14 protein-coding genes are annotated in these 18,071 nt (G+C 70.6%); 5 read left to right on the top strand and 9 right to left on the bottom strand.

From position 1 onward, the window contains the following. The first annotated feature begins 277 nt into the window (after positions 1-277). Positions 278-724, top strand: coding sequence for a hypothetical protein (locus tag ACGF8B_RS28420; protein WP_392744064.1), 447 nt, complete (start codon positions 278-280; stop codon positions 722-724). Then, the gene (locus ACGF8B_RS28415; protein WP_392744062.1) at positions 721-1,521 is read left to right on the top strand and encodes an aminotransferase class IV family protein; all 801 of its coding nucleotides are present in this window, start codon (positions 721-723) and stop codon (positions 1,519-1,521) included. Before ACGF8B_RS28420 ends, ACGF8B_RS28415 begins: the two co-directional genes overlap by 4 nt. 61 nt (positions 1,522-1,582) lie before the next feature. Here the strand turns inward: ACGF8B_RS28415 and ACGF8B_RS28410 are convergent, their stop codons facing one another. The 4 genes from ACGF8B_RS28410 to ACGF8B_RS28395 form a co-directional block, all read right to left on the bottom strand. After that, positions 1,583-3,265 carry an ABC transporter family substrate-binding protein gene (locus tag ACGF8B_RS28410; protein WP_392744059.1) on the bottom strand — a complete coding sequence of 561 codons (1,683 nt, stop codon included), beginning with the start codon at positions 3,263-3,265 and terminating at the stop codon, positions 1,583-1,585. Positions 3,266-3,333: 68 nt separating this feature from the next. Beyond that, entirely contained in the window at positions 3,334-5,415 is a 2,082-nt protein-coding gene (locus tag ACGF8B_RS28405) for a dipeptide ABC transporter ATP-binding protein (protein WP_392744056.1), read from the bottom strand. Further along, the gene (locus tag ACGF8B_RS28400; RefSeq protein WP_392744627.1) at positions 5,412-6,341 is read right to left on the bottom strand and encodes an ABC transporter permease; all 930 of its coding nucleotides are present in this window, start codon (positions 6,339-6,341) and stop codon (positions 5,412-5,414) included. The genes ACGF8B_RS28405 and ACGF8B_RS28400 overlap by 4 nt, the downstream gene beginning before the upstream one ends. A gap of 13 nt (positions 6,342-6,354) precedes the next feature. Beyond that, positions 6,355-7,338, bottom strand: coding sequence for an ABC transporter permease (locus ACGF8B_RS28395; RefSeq protein ID WP_392744054.1), 984 nt, complete (start codon positions 7,336-7,338; stop codon positions 6,355-6,357). Positions 7,339-7,959: 621 nt separating this feature from the next. Here ACGF8B_RS28395 and ACGF8B_RS28390 point away from each other — a divergent pair. Beyond that, positions 7,960-8,805 carry a hypothetical protein gene (locus ACGF8B_RS28390; protein ID WP_392744669.1) on the top strand — a complete coding sequence of 282 codons (846 nt, stop codon included), beginning with the start codon at positions 7,960-7,962 and terminating at the stop codon, positions 8,803-8,805. A gap of 99 nt (positions 8,806-8,904) precedes the next feature. Then, positions 8,905-9,528, top strand: a complete 624-nt coding sequence (locus tag ACGF8B_RS28385; protein ID WP_392744051.1) for a class F sortase — start codon at positions 8,905-8,907, stop codon at positions 9,526-9,528. 21 nt (positions 9,529-9,549) lie between these two features. Here the strand turns inward: ACGF8B_RS28385 and ACGF8B_RS28380 are convergent, their stop codons facing one another. Continuing rightward, complete coding sequence (locus tag ACGF8B_RS28380) at positions 9,550-10,338, bottom strand: TSUP family transporter (RefSeq protein ID WP_342282323.1); 789 nt, start codon at positions 10,336-10,338, stop codon at positions 9,550-9,552. A gap of 183 nt (positions 10,339-10,521) precedes the next feature. Here ACGF8B_RS28380 and ACGF8B_RS28375 point away from each other — a divergent pair, with 183 nt between their 5' ends. Further along, positions 10,522-11,451: an oxidoreductase gene (locus tag ACGF8B_RS28375; protein WP_392744047.1), complete on the top strand. Its 930-nt coding sequence runs from the start codon at positions 10,522-10,524 to the stop codon at positions 11,449-11,451. Positions 11,452-11,470: 19 nt separating this feature from the next. On the opposite strand, the gene ACGF8B_RS28370 is transcribed toward ACGF8B_RS28375, so the two are convergent. The 4 genes from ACGF8B_RS28370 to dusB all read right to left on the bottom strand — a co-directional run bounded on the left by ACGF8B_RS28370 (position 11,471) and on the right by dusB (position 18,059). Then, positions 11,471-11,884, bottom strand: a complete 414-nt coding sequence (locus tag ACGF8B_RS28370; protein WP_392744044.1) for a VOC family protein — start codon at positions 11,882-11,884, stop codon at positions 11,471-11,473. A 144-nt stretch (positions 11,885-12,028) separates the two neighbouring features. Beyond that, a complete protein-coding gene (locus ACGF8B_RS28365) occupies positions 12,029-13,003 on the bottom strand; it encodes an ArsR/SmtB family transcription factor (protein WP_392744041.1) in 975 nt (324 codons plus the stop codon). A gap of 557 nt (positions 13,004-13,560) precedes the next feature. Beyond that, positions 13,561-16,308, bottom strand: coding sequence for a pyruvate, phosphate dikinase (gene ppdK, locus ACGF8B_RS28360; RefSeq protein ID WP_392744037.1), 2,748 nt, complete (start codon positions 16,306-16,308; stop codon positions 13,561-13,563). Positions 16,309-16,910: 602 nt separating this feature from the next. Further along, positions 16,911-18,059 carry a tRNA dihydrouridine synthase DusB gene (gene dusB / locus ACGF8B_RS28355; protein WP_392744035.1) on the bottom strand — a complete coding sequence of 383 codons (1,149 nt, stop codon included), beginning with the start codon at positions 18,057-18,059 and terminating at the stop codon, positions 16,911-16,913. Positions 18,060-18,071 lie beyond the last annotated feature (12 nt).

The raw sequence follows: 18,071 nt of genomic DNA, 5'->3' as shown, positions 1-18,071 counted from the left end.
GAGAGACTCGTATGTCAACCATGGTTGAGGTCAAGCTCCGTACGGACCGGGCCCGCGGGACTCCCCGGCTCCCGTGTCCGCACCGGCCGTCAGTCCGCCGAATCGCGTGTTCCGCACGGTGGTTGTGCGTACCGTGATGTCTCGGGGACGCCGGTTCGACGCGTACGGCAAATCGCCGTCAGGGATCCGCGGGGGGGGGCTGCTGTTAGCCCGCGTCGTTCGTCTTCGACCCGGCGGGCACGCACCTCGCGGTCGTCAGCACCGATACCGGGCGCGGGTGCGGAACGCGTCGAGCGCGAAGCCGGTCGCACCACCCGTGCCGTGGAAGCCGGAGGACCGGTTCACCGGCCCGACGGCCGACGGGCGTGTTGTCGCCTTTCGCGACAAGCACCCCCGTTTCATCGCCCCGGAAGAGCGCGACAACAACGTGTCGATGCCGACACCGCCGGGCTTGCTCCACCTCGACGGGCACCGTTTGACCGTCGAGTCGAAGGGTGTGAGACAGAGCTCCGGCCTGCGGCCCGAGGCACAGTTCCGGGCGCTCCGCGACGCCGCCGGGCGGGACCGCACCGCCGCCCGACGCGAACTGCTGCCGAACGGCGCCCCCGACGACCGCCGTGCTCCTGACCGGGTACCCGCACCAGGGACCGCCCTGACCGCTCCCCCGGCGCCCGGTCCCGGGGCCGTCGCATCGCGCTTCGCCGGGCCTACGGTGGAGGCATGACGACTCACCCGCACCAGCCCTTCCCGTACGCCGAGTTCGACGGCCGTCCGGCCACCGAGGCGGACCTGCGGATTCCGGCCTTCCTCGGCTACGGCCATTTCACGGCCATGCAGGTCAGGGACGGAAGGGTACGCGGCCTCGATCTGCATCTGGCCCGGCTGGACGGCGCGAACCGGGAGTTGTTCGAGCGCCCGCTCGACGGGGAGCGGGTCCGCGCGCTGATCCGGCACGCGCTGGAGGGCGCCGGGGTGCGGGACGCCTCGGTCCGGGTGTACGGCTATCTGCCGCCGGGTGACACGGAGACGACCGTCATGGTCACGGTGCGCGGGCCGGCCCGGAAGTCCGCCGAACCGCACGCCCTGATGTCCGTCCCGTACGCCCGCACCGTGCCGCACATCAAGCGGCCCGGCGAGTTCGGCCAGACGTACTACGCGCGGCTGGCCGCCCGCGCCGGGTTCGACGAGGCCCTGCTGACCCTGCCGGACGGCACGGTGACGGAGGGCGCGATCACCAACGTCGGCTTCTGGGACGGAACTTCGGTGGTCTGGCCCGACGCGCCGTGTCTGACCGGCATCACCATGGCACTGCTGGAGCGGGAGCTGCCGGGCGCGGGGCGGGAGTCCGTACGGCGTCCGGTGACCCTGGACGGGCTGGGCGCGTTCCGGTCGGCGTTCCTCACCAACTCGCAGGGCATCGCGCCGGTCGGGCGGATCGACACCGTGGAATTCGTGGTGGACGAGGAGCTGATGCGGCGGATCGGGCGGGCGTACGACGGTGCGCGGTGGGACACCGTCTGACGCACCCCGGACCCGGTGCGGTCGGCGACCGCACCGGGTCCGGGGCCGGGCCGTGTGCGGGCTACTTCTCCCAGCCCACCGTCTCGGGGAGCGGGCTGTGGAAGATGGTGGCGCCGACGTTGGCGAGGCCCTTCTTCACGCTGTACGTCGAGGGGCCGCTGAACAACGGCAGGAAGGCGTACTGCCGGAGTGCCTTCTGCTCGACCTCGTTGACCGCCTTCACCTGCTCGTCGAGGTCGGCTATCGCGGTGGTCGCGCGGATCTCCTTGTCCAGGGCCGGCGTTCCGGCGCCGGTGATGTTGGAGTCACGGTCGGAGCAGTAGAAGTCGCACAGGTAGCGGGCGCCGAACGGGTCCATGGAGCGGTTGCCGGACAGGAAGAGGTCGAACCTGCGCTCGCTGAGGATCTTCGAGAAGTCCGCCTCGTCGGCCTTCCTGGTGACGACCTCGACGCCGATCGGCTTCAGCATGGCGGTGAAGGCACCGGCGATCGCCTTGTCCAGCGGCTGGTCGCCGAGGATCGTGTAGCCGACCTCCAGCTTCTTGCCGTCCTTGACCCGGATGCCGTCGCCGCCGGGCTTCCAGCCCGCCGCGTCGAGCGTCTTCTCCGCCTCGTCGGGTGAGTACTTCACAACGGCGGAGACATTGTCCCGGTAGCCCTTCTGGAAGCTGTACAGCACCGCCGAACCGGGCAGCGGCTCCTTGTAGTCGAGCCCCTGGAACTGGATCTTCGCGATCTGGGAGCGGTCGATGCCCTGCTGGAGGGCCTTGCGGACGGCCGTGTCCGAGAGGTTCGCCGACTTGGTGTTGAAGTAGAGGGAGTACTCGAAGGGGCTGCCGCCGCTGCGGATCTCCGTCCCCTTGAGCCCCTTGACCTGCTTCAGGCTCTCCGCGTCGACCGCCGAGGTGTAGTCGAGCTGGCCGTTCTTGAAGGCGTTGACCGCCGCGGTCGACTCCAGGTTGACGTAGACGCGCTTGTCGAGCCTGCCCTTCTTGCCCCACCACTTCGGGTTGCGGACGAAGGTGATGCCGCCGGAGTGGGTGTTCCACTCGCCGACCGTGTACGGACCCGCGCCCCACTCCGGGTGGGCCTTCTTGACGTACGCCTTGTTGAAGTTGGCGACGGTGGCCGCCTTCGGGTGCAGGAAGGTGGTGAACAGGGTCGTCCAGGAGGCGTTGACGCCCTTGAACCCGATGACGGCCTGCTTGGCGTTCGCGCCCTGGTGGACCGAGGAGATCTGGTCGTAGCCATCGGTGGAAGAGGTGTCGAACGCCTTGTCCGAACCGTTGTTGGCCTTCCAGGTGGCCTCGATCGCGGTCCAGTCGATCGGGGTGCCGTCGTTGAAGGCGGCCTTGTCGTTGATGGTCAGCGTGACCGTCTGCCTGCCGCCCTCGACGGAGACCTCGACGTCGCTGTAGTAGTCCGGGTTGTACTGCACCTCGCCGGTGGGCGAGTACGTGATCGCGTCGGCGTTGTACCAGGCCCAGACGCGGGACGCGGTCAGGGTGGCGTTGACGTTGAAGGGGTTGCCCTGGTCGTCGAAGGTACCGGCGGTGGTGTACGTGCCACCGTCCTTGATCCGGTCGTACGGCACCGGGTTGTAGTCGGCCGCGGCCGACGCGGCCTCGGGGGCGTCCTTGCCCGCCGCGTCGGACCCGGCCTTCCCGGACGAGGCGTCACAGGCGGTGGCGGCGACCGAGACGGCGGCGACGAGGGCGATGGGCAGGGCCAGTCTTGCGCGCATGGCGGAAGGGCTCCTTCTGGTTTCGGTGAGGCGGGGAGGAATGGCGTGCGCGAGGGGTGCGGCGGGGCTCAGACGGCGTGACAGGCGTACTGGTGGCCGGGACGTCCGGCCACCGCCGTCGGCTCGGGGCGCTCGGTGCGGCAGCGCCGGCGCACCTCCTCGTCGGCGAGGCGGTACAGGGGGCAGCGGTCGACGAAGACGCAGCCCGCGGGTGGCCGGGTGGCGCTCGGCTGCTCGCCCCGGAGCACGACCCGTTCGCGGGCGCGTTCGCGCCGCGGGTCGGGCACCGGGATCGCCGAGAGGAGCGCCCGGGTGTAGGGGTGCTTCGGGTCGGCGAAGATCGTCTCGGTGTCCCCGGTCTCGACGATGTGCCCGAGGTACATCACCGCGATGCGGTCGGAGATGTACCGGACCACGGCCAGGTCGTGGGCGACCACCAGGTAGGCGAGGCCGAGTTCGCGCTTGAGCCGGGCCAGCAGGTTGATCACCCCGGCCTGCACCGATACGTCGAGGGCCGAGAGCGGCTCGTCGAGTGCGAGCAGTTTCGGCTCGGTCGCCAGGGCCCTGGCGATGCCGACCCGCTGGCGCTGGCCGCCGGAGAGCGCGGCCGGGAAGCGGCCGCTCACCGAGGCGTCCAGGCCCACCAGCGTGAGCAGTTCGTGGATCCGGGCGCGAATGGACTCGCGGTCCCGGCCAGTGGCCCGGAGGGGTTCGGCGAGCAGCTGGAAGACCGGCAGCCGGGGGTTCAGGGCCCCCAGCGGGTCCTGCATGACGATCTGTACGTCCTGCCGCAACTCCCGTACCCGCGCGGCGGAACCGGCCGCCGCGACGTCGGTGCCGGCGATCTCGATCCGGCCGCCCTCGGGCTGCTTCAGCCTCAGGACCTCCAGCAGTGTCGTGGTCTTGCCACTGCCCGATTCGCCCACCAGCCCCAGGGTCTCCCCGGCGCGCAGCTCGAAGCTCACCCGGTTGACGGCGTGCAGCGTGCCGACCCGGCGCTTGAGGAGGGCGCCCTTGGTGACCGGGAAGGTCTTGACCAGGTCCTCGACCCGGAGCACCACATCACCGGCCACCGCGGTCCCGGCGCCGTCCGGAGCGCCGTCCGTCCCGGTCTCCCCGGCGGCGTCCAGGGTTCCGTCGGCGATCTCGTCCGCGCGCAGGCAGGCCACGTGCCCGTGTCCGGTGATCTCGCGCAGCTCGGGCTCGTCGGCCCGGCACTCGTCCCGGGCGACGGCGCAGCGGCCGGCGAAGGGGCAGCCGCCGGGCAGGTCCACGAGGACGGGCGGTTCCCCGCCGATCGGGACCAGGGGGCGGTGGACCCCGCTGTCCACGGTGGGCACGGCGGCCAGCAGCCGCGCGGTGTACGGCATGGCCGGCCGGCGGAACAGCTCGTCGACGCCCGCCCGTTCCACGAACCGGCCCGCGTACATCACGGCGATGTCGTCCGCGTGGCCGGCCACGACCCCGAGGTCGTGGGTGATGAGGACGAGGCCGGCCCCGGTCTCCTTCTGTGCCAGTCGCAGGACGTCCAGGATCTGGGCCTGCACGGTGACGTCGAGGGCGGTGGTGGGCTCGTCGGCGACGAGGACGGACGGCTTGTTGGCGATCGCCATGGCGATGACGACGCGCTGGCGCATGCCGCCGGAGAACTCGTGCGGGAACGACTTGGCCCGGCCCCGCGGGTCGGGTATGCCGACGAGATCGAGCAGTTCGACCGCCTGTTCCCAGGCCGCCCGCTTCGTGAGGTCCTGATGGACGCGCAGGGCGTCGGAGAGCAGCCGGCCCACGGAGAAGATCGGCGTGAGCGCGGACAGCGGGTCCTGGAAGACCATGCCGATGGAGTTGCCCCGTACCGCGGAGAGCTCCTTGTCCCCGAGGCCGATCAGGTCCTGTCCGCCGAGCAGTACCCGGCCCCGCAGTTCGGCGGCGGGCGGCAGCAGGCCCATCACGGCCATCGCGGTGGCCGACTTGCCCGAGCCGGACTCGCCGACGATGCCGAGGGTCCGGCCCGGCAGCAGGTCGAAGCCGATGCCGCGCACCGCCTCGACGGGGCCTGCCTCCGAGGGGAAGGCGACCCGCAGGTCCCGCACCGAGAGCACCGGGGTGTCGCCGGTGGCCGCCGGCGGTCCGGCCGGGGTGGTGAGGGTCATCGTCGGCCTCCTGCCGCACCGGTCACGGACGTGGGGTCGAGGGCGTCGCGCAGCCCGTCGCCGACGAAGGTCATCGACATGGTGAGCAGGACGACCAGACCCGCGGGGAAGGCGAAGAGCCACGGGGCACTCGTGACGGTGCTCGCACCGTCCGCGAGCATCGTGCCGAGGGAGACGTCAGGGGTCTGGACGCCGAACCCGAGGAAGGACAGGGCGGTTTCGCTGAGCACGGTCGCGACGACGCCGAGCGTCAGATTGACGATCAGCAGCGAGCCGAGGTTGGGGATGATGTGGCGCAGGATGATGCGCGGCGCGCTGACGCCCATGAACTCGGCGGCCGTCACGTAGTCCCTCTCCCGCAGCGAGGTCGAGACGGACCAGATGACCCGCGCGGTGGACATCCAGCCGAACACCGTGAGTACGACGATCAGGACCCGCCAGTCCCCGGCGAGGCGGTGCGAGACCAGGGCGAGGATGAGGAACGAGGGGACGACCAGCAGGAAGTGGATGACGGCGAGCGTCGCCCTCTCCGCCCGGCCCCCGAAGTACGCGGCGCTGGAGCCGACGACCGCGGCGACGACGATGGTCAGCGCGGAGACGCTCACGGCGATCGCCAGGGAGCGCTGGAGCCCGTGCACGGCGGAGGCGTAGACGTCGTTCCCGCCCTGGTTGGTGCCGAACCAGTGGGTGGCGCTCGGTGGTCGGGTGAGCGCGGCGAAGTCGGCGTCGGAGTACGCGTAGGGGGTGAACATCCCGCCGAACAGGCTGAACAGCACCAGCAGCACGAAGATCACCACCCCGGCGACGGCGAGCCGGTTGCGCAGGAAGCGCCGCAGGTAGAGCCGGCCGAGTCCGAGGTGGGGCACGTCCGCCTGCCGCGCGGCGGGATCCGTCGGCGTCGCACCGGACGCGGTGTCGGTCGTCATGTCCGTGGCCACGTCAGTTCACCCTCACTCGGGGGTCGAGGAAGACCGTGGCGACATCCGCGAGGATCGCGCCGATCGCGGTCAGGGCGGCGGCGAAGGCCGCGGTCGCGACCGTGCCGTGCACGTCGTTCTTGGCGATGGTCTGGATGAAGTAGCGGCCCATGCCGTTCCAGCCGAAGATCGTCTCGGTGATGACGGCGCCGGTGAACATGGCCGGGATGCCGAACGCCACGGAGGTCGCCGTCGGAATGAGCGAGGCGCGCAGGGCGTGCCTGCGGATCGCCCTGGACCTGGTGAGGCCAGTGGCCCGGGCGGTGCGTACGAAGTCCGCGTCGATCGTGTCCAGCAGCAGCGAACGCTGCGTCAGGTGGTAGCCGACGTAGCCCATCAGCGTCAGGCTGAGGGTCGGCAGGATCAGATGCAGCAGGCGGTCGCCGATCGTCGGGAACAGTCCCTCGACACCCGGCGAGTTCTCACCGGCGACGTAGAGGAAGTGCAGCCCGGCGTTCTGGTTCAGCCAGATGGCGACGAAGACCACGGCGAGCGCGGCGACGGAGGTCGGGACGTTGAACACGGCGATGGACACGGCCTGCGAGATCCGGTCGGCCCAGCCGTACTGCCGCGACGCGGTGTACACGGCCAGCGTGACGCCGACGACCACGGACAGGACGGTCGCGATGATGACCAGTTCGCCGCTGATGAGCGCCCGGTAGCCGATCTCGCCGTTGACGGAGACACCGGTGGGGGACCTGCCCCAGTCGAAGTGGAGCACCACCGAGCTGAACCAGTCCCACCAGCGGTGGACCAGGGGTTCCTGCGGGCTCAGGTTGTACGGGGCGAGGGCCCGGTCGATCTGGGCCTCGCTGCGGACCGGGCGCAGCTCCTTGAAGTTCGACCGCGGGTCCAGGAACCAACTGGCCAGGAAGTACGTGGCGTTGGTCGCGACCACGATCATCAGGAGCCAGCCGGCCGCCTTGCGGATCACATGGCGCACCATGCCCGGCACCTCCTCCCCGCATGTGGGAGAAGCGCCTCGAAGGCGCCGGGTCCGGGGGACGTGTGCATCTGCGGCAGGGGCTTTCTGGGTGCGGAGCGTGAGCACGAATGTGCGAGTGCCAGCCTGGTCCGCCCCTGTGGGCCGGCGCCAGCCCTTGATCGTTCTCGCCACGAGGCCGAAATACTGCCGCAGCATTCGGCCACAAACGGTGACGGATCGTGTTCGAGCGAAGGCCCTCCGCTCCCGGCCCGCTGCCCCTCCGCACGAATCCGCCCTCACCGGGTCCAGGGGGGGCGGACCCGGTGAGGGCGGCGGCCGGGGGCGGCCTCGTACACCGTCCCGTGGGGGGTGACAGACGTGTGCCCGGCACCCGCGAGGTCATGCGTGTGATGTACGCCACTTTATTCCCGGGCTCCGTCACTCGATCGGCACCGGGCACCACGAGACCACCCCGACCGGCCTCGATCACCGCTGTGACCTGCGCGATCACCCCCTGACAAGGAGGCCGCGCCGGTCCGTTCGAGTGAAAGCTGACTTGGTGTCAGCAGGCATGGGTGGCGGCCCGCCCGTTAGCTCAGTGACAGGACACACCTACTCGCGCCATCGCCGGAGGAATCCCCCATGCGTCCTGTCCGCCTAGTGACCGGTACCGCCGCATCCGCGGTGACCATAGCCACGCTCGGCTTCCTCACCGCTTGCCCCGCCGCGTACGCGGACGGGGCCGGCGCGCAGCGGATCAGCTCGGCCGACGCCGCGTCACGGACCACCGACGGCCTCGGGACGCGGACCACCGGCGACGGGGCCGCGGACGACGGGGGATCCGGCGACGGGGGATCCGGCGACGGGGGATCCGGCGACGGGGGATCCGGCGACGGCGCCGGGTCGGGGGCCGGTACGGACAACCCGTTCAGCCTCGACAAGCTCTCCGGGCTCGACGCGCCCTCGTTGTTCGATTCGGCCGGCGGGCTCGACGCCTTGTCCGGCCTCGGCATCGCGGGCGCACGCGACACCTCGCCCGGGGACGAGGACACGGACCGGGGCGAGAGCTCCGACCAGGGTGAGGGTTCGGACCGGGGCGACAGCTCGTCGTCCGGGCGCGGAGACTCGTCCTCGTCCGGGCAGGACAGCTCGGGCGGGCGCGAGAGCGGGAAGCCCTCCGACGAGGAGGAGGGCTCGGGCAAGCAGGACGGCTCGTCCTCCGGACACGACAGTTCGTCGTCCTCCGGGCACGACAGCTCCTCGTCGGGCCATGACAGCTCGTCCTCGTCCGGGCGCGACAGCTCGTCGTCCGGACACCGCCCCTCGGACCCCACCGGGCCCACCGGGCACGTCAAAACCGGAGTCGGCGGCAGTGTCCGGCCCGACACCACCCAGATCGCGGCGGGCGCCGGCGTTCTCGCCGCGACCGCCGTCGGCGGAGCCTGGCTCCTGCGTCGCCGGGCGAGCGGCACGCAGAGAGCCGGCTGACGGAGGCGGATTCACGTCTCCGTACCGCCTGGTTTCCGTCCCGGTGGCCGCGCGCCACCGGGACGGGACCGTCCCCGTTCCGTCACCCGGAGGACGACCGTGTCCGAGAAGGCCAAGGGCTGGCTGCTGGTCATCGCGGCGCTGGCCGGTGTCTGGCTGATCCGCAACGGCGCCGGCGCCCAGCTGGTCCCGCCCCGGCCGACCGCCGCGCAGGCCTTCGCCGACGGCCCGGTACCGCAGCCGGGGTCCCCGGTCGCCGACCCGCTGAGGCCCTCGGCCCCCGTACGCATCCGCATCCCGAGCATCCGGGTGGACGCCCCGATGATGCGTCTCGGTCTGGGGCCGGACGGCAGTCTCGACGTGCCCCCGGCCGGCAACCGCAACGTCGTCGGCTGGTACCGGGACGGCACTCCCCCGGGCTCCAGGGGCAGCGCGATCGTGGCCGGTCATGTGGACGACGCGCAGGGGCGGTCGGTCTTCTACGACCTGGGCGCCCTGCAGAAGGGCAGCACGGTCGAGGTGGTCCGCCAGGACGGCCGTACCGCCGTCTTCTCACTGGACGCGATCGAGGTCTACGAGAACGACGACTTCCCCGACCGGCGGGTGTACGGCGCCGCGTCCTTCGCCTCGCTGCGGCTGATCACCTGCGGCGGCGGCTTCTCCAAGGAGACGGGGTACGAGGGCAATGTGGTGGCGTACGCGCATCTGACCGCCGTGCGGTGAGACCCGGCGCCCGTGGACCGCTCAGGCCGTCCACTGGTCGAAGGCCAGCTTCGCGACCAGCGAGAAGACCACGACCAGCAGCACCCCGCGGACGAACTCGCTGCCCTTGCGGAGCGCCATCCGCGCGCCGATGAGCCCGCCCGCCAGGTTGAACACCGCCATCAGCGCGGCCAGTTGCCACAGCACACTGCCCTGGTGGGCGAACATCGCCAGCGCGCCGGCGTTGGTGCAGACATTGACGATCTTCGCGGTGGCGGACGCCGTCACCAGGTCGAGGTGGAGCACCGCGGTCAGCGCCAGTACCAGGAACGTGCCGGTGCCGGGGCCGAACAGCCCGTCGTAGAAACCGATGCCGCCACCGACGAGCACGATCGCGGTGACGGTGCGGGCCCGGGTGACCCGCTGCCGCGTACCGTCGCCGGTGTCCTTGCCGAACGAGGGCCGCAGCATCACGAACGCCGCGACGGCCAGCAGCACCACCATGATCACCGGCCGCAGCACGTCGCTGCTGATCCCGGCGGCGAAGAACGCCCCGGCCATCGAACCGGCCAGCGCCGCGAGTCCGATCCGCAGCGCGGTCCCGACCTTCACCGGCGCCTTGCGCACATAGGTCACGGCCGCGCCCGACGTGCCGACGATCGCGACCGCCTTGTTGGTGCCCAGCACCTGTGCGGCCGGGACGTGCGGCAGGCCCAGGAGCAGCGCGGGCAGCAGAAGCAGTCCGCCGCCGCCGACCACCGCGTCGATCCAGCCCGCCGCGGCCGCGGCGAGGCAGAGGACGATCACGGTGGTGAGTGCTATATCCGGCATGATCATGACCTTATGGACGCGGTACGCACGCCGTCCAACCCCTCCGGCCGGATCACGGAAAAGTTGAGCGACTCCTGAGGTTCACGCCCCCTGGTACGCCCCTGCGCCGCCGGGCGCGCCCAGGCGCGGATCCGGACCGGCCCGGCAGGTCCGGGCCGCACATCGCGGCCGTACGCTGAGCCCATGAGCCACGGCTGGAACGCGAACGACATCCCGGACCAGAGCGGCCGTACGGCCGTGGTCACCGGAGCCAACAGCGGCCTCGGTCTGCACACCGCGCGGGAGCTGGCCCGGCGCGGTGCGCGGGTCCTGCTCGCCTGCCGGGACGAGACGCGCGGCAGGGCGGCCGAGTCCCGGATCCGGAAGGCCGTGACCGGCGCGGACGTGACGTTCGTACCGCTGGATCTGGCCGATCTGGGGTCGGTGCGTGAGTTCGCCGCGGACCGTGCGCCCGACCGGATCGATCTGCTGATCAACAACGCGGGTGTGATGGCCCTCCCGTACGGGACGACGGCCGACGGCTTCGAGAGGCAGTTCGGCGTCAATCACCTGGGACACTTCGCCCTGACCGGGCTGCTGCTCCCCCGCCTCCTCGACACCCCCGGGGCGCGGGTGGTGACCGTCTCCAGCGGGATGCACGCGCTGTCCGACATCGACATGGGGGATCTCAACAGCGAACGGAACTACCGTCGCTGGATCGCCTACGGCCGCTCGAAGACCGCCAATCTGCTCTTCGTCCACGAGCTGGCGCGACGGCTCACGAAGGCGGGCTCCCGGCTGATGGCCGCCGCCGCGCACCCGGGATACGCGTCGACCGGCCTTCAGTCCGCCGCGGCCCGGATGGAGAACCGGCGGGCGGTGGAGCGGTTCTTCGAGCTGGGCAACCGGATCGTCGCCCAGCCCGCTTCGGCCGGTGCGCTGCCCACGCTGTACGCGGCCACCGCGCCCGGCGTGCGCCCCGATTCGTTCACCGGTCCGGGGCTGCTGGGCTGGCGCGGTGCGCCCGCGCCGTCCTGGCGGGCGGGCTGGACCCGGGACGATGTCACGAGTGAGCGGCTCTGGATGGCGTCCGAGCAGCTCACGGGGGTGACGTACCCGAGCCTCACCCCTTGAGGCCCGGTCGCCGGCCGGCTCAGCCCTGCCCGCCCTCGACGGCGGCCGGGTCCATCCACATGACCTCCCAGATGTGGTGGTTCGGGTCCTGGAAGGAACGGCCGTACATGTGGCCGTAGTCGACCGGCTCGTTGGCGGGCGAGCCGCCGGAGGCGAGGGCGGCGTCGACCAGCTCGTCCACCTTCTCCCTGCTCTCGGCGCTCAGGGCGAGGATCACCTCGGTGGACTTCTCGGAGTCGGCGATCTCCTTCTTGGTGAAGTCCTTGAAGCGCGGCTCGGTGAGGAGCATCGCGAAGATGGTGTCGCTGATGACGAGGCACGCCGTGTTCTCGTCGGAGAACTGCGGGTTGCACGAGAAGCCCAGCTTCCCGAAGAAGGCCTTGGTCGCTTCGAGGTCCTTGACGGGCAGGTTGACGAAGATCATCTGAGGCATGGTCGCTTCGCTCTCTCTGTTGTTCGAACGTGTACGACAGGTAGACGGCGCAGCCCGCGGGAACTCATCGCCGCCGGCGGAAAGACTTTCGCCGCCTCCCAGCCTCCCCTCGCCGCCCGGTCCCGGCCACCCGGTCGCCCGCTCTCAGGACAGGGCGAGCGGGGCGCCGCCCCGGAGCAGCGAGCCGCCCAGCGGCGTCAGTGTGTGCAGGACCGATCCGCCGTGCCGCAGGGTGTGTATCAGGCCCGCCTCGCGCAGCACGCAGGCGTGCTGGCTCGCCGAGGCGAGGGACACCCCGGCCCGCAGCGCCAGCTCGCTGGTCGTGCAGCCGTTGCCGATGGCGCTCAGGACCGTCGAGCGGGTGTTGCCGAGGAGCCGGCCGAGCCAGGGGCCCGGTCCGGCGAAGGCGGGGGCGCGGGAGTGGGTGACCGGGTAGACGAGGACCGGCGGAAGTCTCGGGTCCCGGTAGACGACCGGGGTGACGCGGCAGAAGAAGGACGGCTGGAGCAGCAGTCCGCGCCCGTCCAGACGGACCTCCCGGTCGACGGGGTAGTCCGCCTCCAGCACGGGGGGACGCCAGCGGATCATCGGCGGGAGGGAGGCGAGCAGCTCGTGCGCGCCGCCGTCCAGGAGGGCGCGGCCGCGGATGGCGCGGTCGGCCTCGACGCTGGCCCGGATGTGCGGCCAGTAGGGCTCGATGGCGGCGCGGTGGTAGGCGCGCAGCGCGTCGACGAGCCGGCCCGGCGCTTCGGTGCGGCCGTCCGGGGAGCCGTAGGCGTCGCGGCGTTCGGTGCCGAGCAGGGCGAGTTCGGCCCGGATCCGGCCGGGCGGGGTCTCGCGCAATGCCTGCATTCCCGCGTCGATGCCGTACGGCTCGCCGCTTTCCTGAGAAGGCGTCAGGAAATCCGGGAAATAGCCGCGCGGTGGAATCACGGCGGACAGCAGGCGTACTTCACCATTCAACCGAGGCCGGGTTTCCGTACGCCATTTCCCGAACACCGCGGAACCGCGCCGGTCCCGCAGCCGGTGGAAACTCAGAGCGGTTTCCCACAGTGCGTCGGGCCGGGTGGCCATCCGCACCCTGGAAAGGTCCACTCCGGACATGTGGATACGCAGCACCGATCCCCCACCTGTTGCACCTGCAATTACCCCCACCCCAGGGTAGGTGATCCGTAACAGCACGTCACCACGGGGTTTCGGCCAGAGGTGAAACGCCTCGCACCCGCACGGTGTCACCCGAAAAGCTGTACGACGTCGGGTACGAATCCGGCGCCACCGGAAGGGCGAGTGAAGGCCGTGGGGGGTTTTGCTCGCCCGGCGGCGGTGGACGACGGAGCGGCTCCGTGCCCGACGGGGGTAACCCGGGTGCGGCCCATGGATGGGGATCCATGGGCCGCATCCCGGTCCGTTCCCGGCCCGGCTCTTTGCGTAATGAACGAACTTTGCGTAATGCGCGAAGATGCGTAATGCGCAAGCAAAAGGCACAACGCCGCACAGCGATTTCCCCGGAACAGGACAGGACGGCGGCACCCCCGCACAGGGTGCCGCCGTCCTCGGGTGTTCCGGAGTCGCCGTCGGGCCGGTGAAAGCGGTGCCCGGCCGACGGCCGCTCCGGGTCAGGGGGTCATGGAGTCACCGGGTCGAAGGGTCATGGAGTCGGTGGACCCGGTGCCGGTTCAGCGGCTGTCGCTGCCGGTCGAGCCCGCCGCCGCACGGCCCGCTTCGAGCCGGGCGACGGGGATGCGGAACGGGGAGCAGGAGACGTAGTCCAGACCCACCTCGTGGAAGAAGTGCACCGACTCCGGGTCTCCGCCGTGCTCGCCGCAGACGCCGAGCTTCAGGTCCGGGCGGGTGGCCCGGCCGGCCTCGACGGCGCTGCGGACCAGCGAGCCGACGCCGTCCTTGTCGATCGTCTCGAACGGCGACACCCCGAAGATGCCCTTCTCCAGGTACGCGGTGAAGAACGAGGCCTCCACGTCGTCGCGGGAGAAGCCCCAGACCGTCTGGGTCAGGTCGTTCGTGCCGAAGGAGAAGAACTGCGCGGCCTCGGCGATCTGGGCCGCGGTCAGCGCGGCGCGCGGCAGCTCGATCATCGTGCCGATGGTGAGCTTCAGCCGGGTGCCGGTGGCGGCCTCGACCTCGGCGATGACCTGGTCCGCCTCCTCGCGGACGATCTCCAGCTCCTGGACCGTGCCGACGAGCGGAATCATGATCTCCGCGCGCGGGTCGCCCTTGGCGTTCTTGCGCTCGGCCGCGGCCTCGGCGATCGCCCGTACCTGCATGGCGAACAGGCCGGGGATGACGAGCCCGAGGCGTACCCCGCGCAGGCCCAGCATCGGGTTCTGCTCGTGCAGCTTGTGCACGGCCTGGAGCAGGCGCAGATCGTTCTCGTTGGCGTCCTTGCGGGACTCGGCGAGCGCGACCCGTACCGAGAGCTCGGTGATGTCGGGCAGGAACTCGTGCAGTGGCGGGTCGAGCAGCCGCACGGTGACGGGCAGTCCGTCCATCGCCTCGAACAGCTCGATGAAGTCGGCCTTCTGGAGCGGGAGCAGCTCCTCCAGCGCGGTCTCGCGCTCGGCGTCGGTGTCCGCGAGGATCAGCTTCTCGACCATCTCGCGGCGCTCGCCGAGGAACATGTGCTCGGTGCGGCACAGACCGATGCCCTGGGCGCCGAAGCGGCGGGCCCGCAGCGCGTCCTCGGCGTTGTCGGCGTTGGCCCGCACCCGCAGCCGGCGCACCCGGTCCGCGTACGCCATGATCCGGTGCACGGCGGCGACCAGCTCGTCGGCGTCGTCGGCGCCGGCGTGCATCCGGCCCTCGAAGTACTCGACGACCGGGGACGGCACGACGGGTACCTCACCGAGGTACACCTTGCCGGTGGAGCCGTCGATGGAGACGACGTCGCCCTCCTCGACGACCCGGCCGCCCACCGTCATCCGGCGGCGCTTGGTGTCGACTTCGAGGTCCTCGGCGCCGCAGACACAGGTCTTGCCCATGCCGCGGGCGACGACGGCCGCGTGCGAGGTCTTGCCGCCGCGCGAGGTCAGGATGCCCTCGGCCGCGATCATGCCGTCGAGGTCGTCGGGGTTGGTCTCCCGGCGGATCAGGATGACCTTCTCGCCGGAGCGCGACCACTTGACCGCGGTGTACGAGTCGAAGACGGCCTTGCCGACCGCGGCGCCCGGCGAGGCGGCGATGCCGCGGCCCAGCAGCCCGGTCCTCGCGTCGTCATCGAAGCGCGGGAACATCAGCTGCGCCAGCTGCGCGCCGTTGACCCGCTGGAGTGCCTCGGCCTCGTCGATCAGGCCCTGGTCGACGAGCTGGGTCGCGATCCGGAAGGCGGCACCGGCGGTGCGCTTGCCGACCCGGGTCTGGAGCATCCACAGCTGGCCGCGCTCGATGGTGAACTCGATGTCGCACAGGTCCTTGTAGTGCGTTTCGAGGGTCTCCATGATCTGCATCAGCTGGTCGTACGACTTCTTGTCGATCGACTCCAGCTCGGCGAGCGGCACCGTGTTGCGGATACCGGCGACGACGTCCTCGCCCTGCGCGTTCTGCAGGTAGTCGCCGTACACGCCCTGGTGGCCGCTGGCCGGGTCGCGGGTGAACGCGACGCCCGTACCGGAGTCGGGGCCCAGGTTGCCGAAGACCATCGAGCAGACGTTGACGGCCGTGCCCAGGTCGCCGGGGATGCGCTCCTGGCGGCGGTAGAGCTTGGCCCGGTCGGTGTTCCACGAGTCGAAGACGGCCTTTATGGCCAGGTCCATCTGCTCGCGCGGGTCCTGCGGGAAGTCGCGTCCGGCGTCCCGCGCGACGATCTTCTTGAACTGGTCGACCAGCTTCTTCAGGTCGGCCGCGTCGAGGTCGACGTCGACGGTGACGCCCTTGGCCTCCTTGGCCGCCTCCAGCGCCTCCTCGAAGAGGTCGCCGTCGACACCGAGGACGGTCTTGCCGAACATCTGGATGAGGCGGCGGTAGGAGTCCCACGCGAACCGCTCGTCGCCGGCCTGGGCGGTGAGACCGACCACGGACTCGTCGGAGAGACCGATGTTGAGGACCGTGTCCATCATGCCGGGCATCGAGAACTTCGCGCCGGAGCGGACCGAGACCAGCAGCGGATCGTCGGCCTGGCCGAGCTTCTTGCCCATCCGTGCTTCGAGGGCGTCGAGATGCGCGCTGACCTCGGCGCGGAGTGCGGTCGGCTCTTCACCGCTGTCCAGGTAGACCTTGCACGCCTCGGTGGTGATGGTGAATCCCGGAGGGACGGGAAGCCCGAGGTTGGTCATCTCGGCGAGGTTCGCGCCCTTGCCGCCGAGGAGGTCCTTCAGATCCTTGTTGCCCTCGGTGAAGTCATAAACGAACTTCTCGCCCTTGAGCTCCGGGGATTCCGGGGTGGCTACGTGGGGATCTTTGTTTTCCGACACGGGTCTCGACTCCTCGAGGACGCGGTGGCTGCCCTGACGGCGAGGAACATACCCAGATCGAAGGTGTCTGGGTACGTCCACTTGCGCGTCATGAGGCCTCAACCACCCGTCCGCCAGCAGATCGAAAGTGACGTGATCCGCAGCCCGATCGGCAGGATTCATTCAATTCTTGAACGCATAAACACCGAGAGTCATCAGATCTCGCCATTTTGATGACACTACGCAGTGGAAGCGTCGATCGATCAAAGTGGAGGCCCCTGGCACCGAGTGCCATCATTTGAGAAATGCAGCTCTCAAAATTGCGCTCATCTGAGCGCCTCGACTCTCAGGGTGGCGAGAATCACTCCACGGCCGACGCTCAGATGTCACCATCCGGACGCCCGATCGGCAACCGCCCGTCACACCGTCATCACCGATACGGAACCAGAGGGGGCGGAGTCACCGTGCGGTGCCCGTTTCCGACTCGTTCGAGTCGTGTCCCGACCGAACCACCACCGATTCCGGCCGAATGCCGCGCTCACATGAGCGAGGCAAAAGAAGAGGCACGCGGTGCCTGTGGCGCCGCGTGCCCGAGAGCTGCCCGGAAGACCGGGCGGATCCCCTCAGCCGCCCGAGGTGTCCAGCTCCGCGTCCGGGCTCACGCCCGCGCAGTCGTACGGGTCCTTCAGCCAGCCGTCCGGCAGCACCACGCGGTTGTTGCCGGAGGTGCGCCCGCGCGGCCCGTCCGCGCCGTCCGGCCACGGCTGGTCCAGGTCCAGCTCCCGCAGCTGTCCGCCGAGCTCCTCCAGCGAGGAGGTGACCGCGAGCCTCTTGCGCATCTCCGAGCCGACCGAGAAGCCCTTGAGGTACCAGGCCACGTGCTTGCGGAAATCGATCACGCCGCGCGTCTCGTCGCCGATCCACTCCCCCAGCAGCGTCGCGTGCCGCAGCATCACATCGGCGACCTCGCGGAGCCCCGGCGCCTGCCGCGCCCCCGTGCCCTCGAACTCGCTCACCAGGTCGCCGAAGAGCCAGGGACGGCCCAGGCAGCCCCGGCCCACGACCACACCGTCGCAGCCGGTCTCGCGCATCATCCGGCGGGCGTCGTCCGCGCACCAGATGTCGCCGTTGCCGAGGACGGGGATCTCCGGGACGTGCTCCTTCAGCCGCGCGATGGCGTCCCAGTCGGCGGTGCCGCCGTAGTGCTGGGCGGCCGTCCTGCCGTGCAGGGCGACGGCCGTGACGCCCTCCTCGACCGCGATCCGGCCCGCGTCCAGATAGGTCATGTGGTCGTCGTCGATGCCCTTGCGCATCTTGATGGTGACCGGCAGATCACCCGCGTTGGAGACCGCCTGGTTGAGGATCGCGCGCAGCAGCGGCCGCTTGTACGGGAGCGCCGAGCCGCCGCCCTTGCGGGTCACCTTGGGGACCGGGCAGCCGAAGTTCAGGTCTATGTGGTCGGCGAGGTCCTCGTCGACGATCATGCGGACGGCCTTGCCGACGGTGACCGGGTCGACTCCGTACAGCTGGATCGAGCGCGGGGTCTCGCTCGCGTCGAAGTGGATCAGCTGCATGGTCTTCTCGTTGCGCTCGACCAGCGCCCGCGTGGTGATCATCTCGCTGACGAACAGCCCCTTGCCGCCGGAGAACTCCCGGCACAGGGTGCGGAACGGGGCGTTGGTGATGCCGGCCATGGGGGCGAGCACCACCGGCGGCTGCACGGTGTGCGGGCCGATCCGGAGCAGTGGGAGCGAGGGGGCGAGCGTGGTCATTGCTCCATTGTC

This window comes from Streptomyces sp. NPDC047917 (assembly GCF_043204345.1).
Taxonomy (GTDB): domain Bacteria; phylum Actinomycetota; class Actinomycetes; order Streptomycetales; family Streptomycetaceae; genus Streptomyces; species Streptomyces sanglieri.
This window is presented reverse-complemented; position numbering and strand designations above follow the sequence as displayed.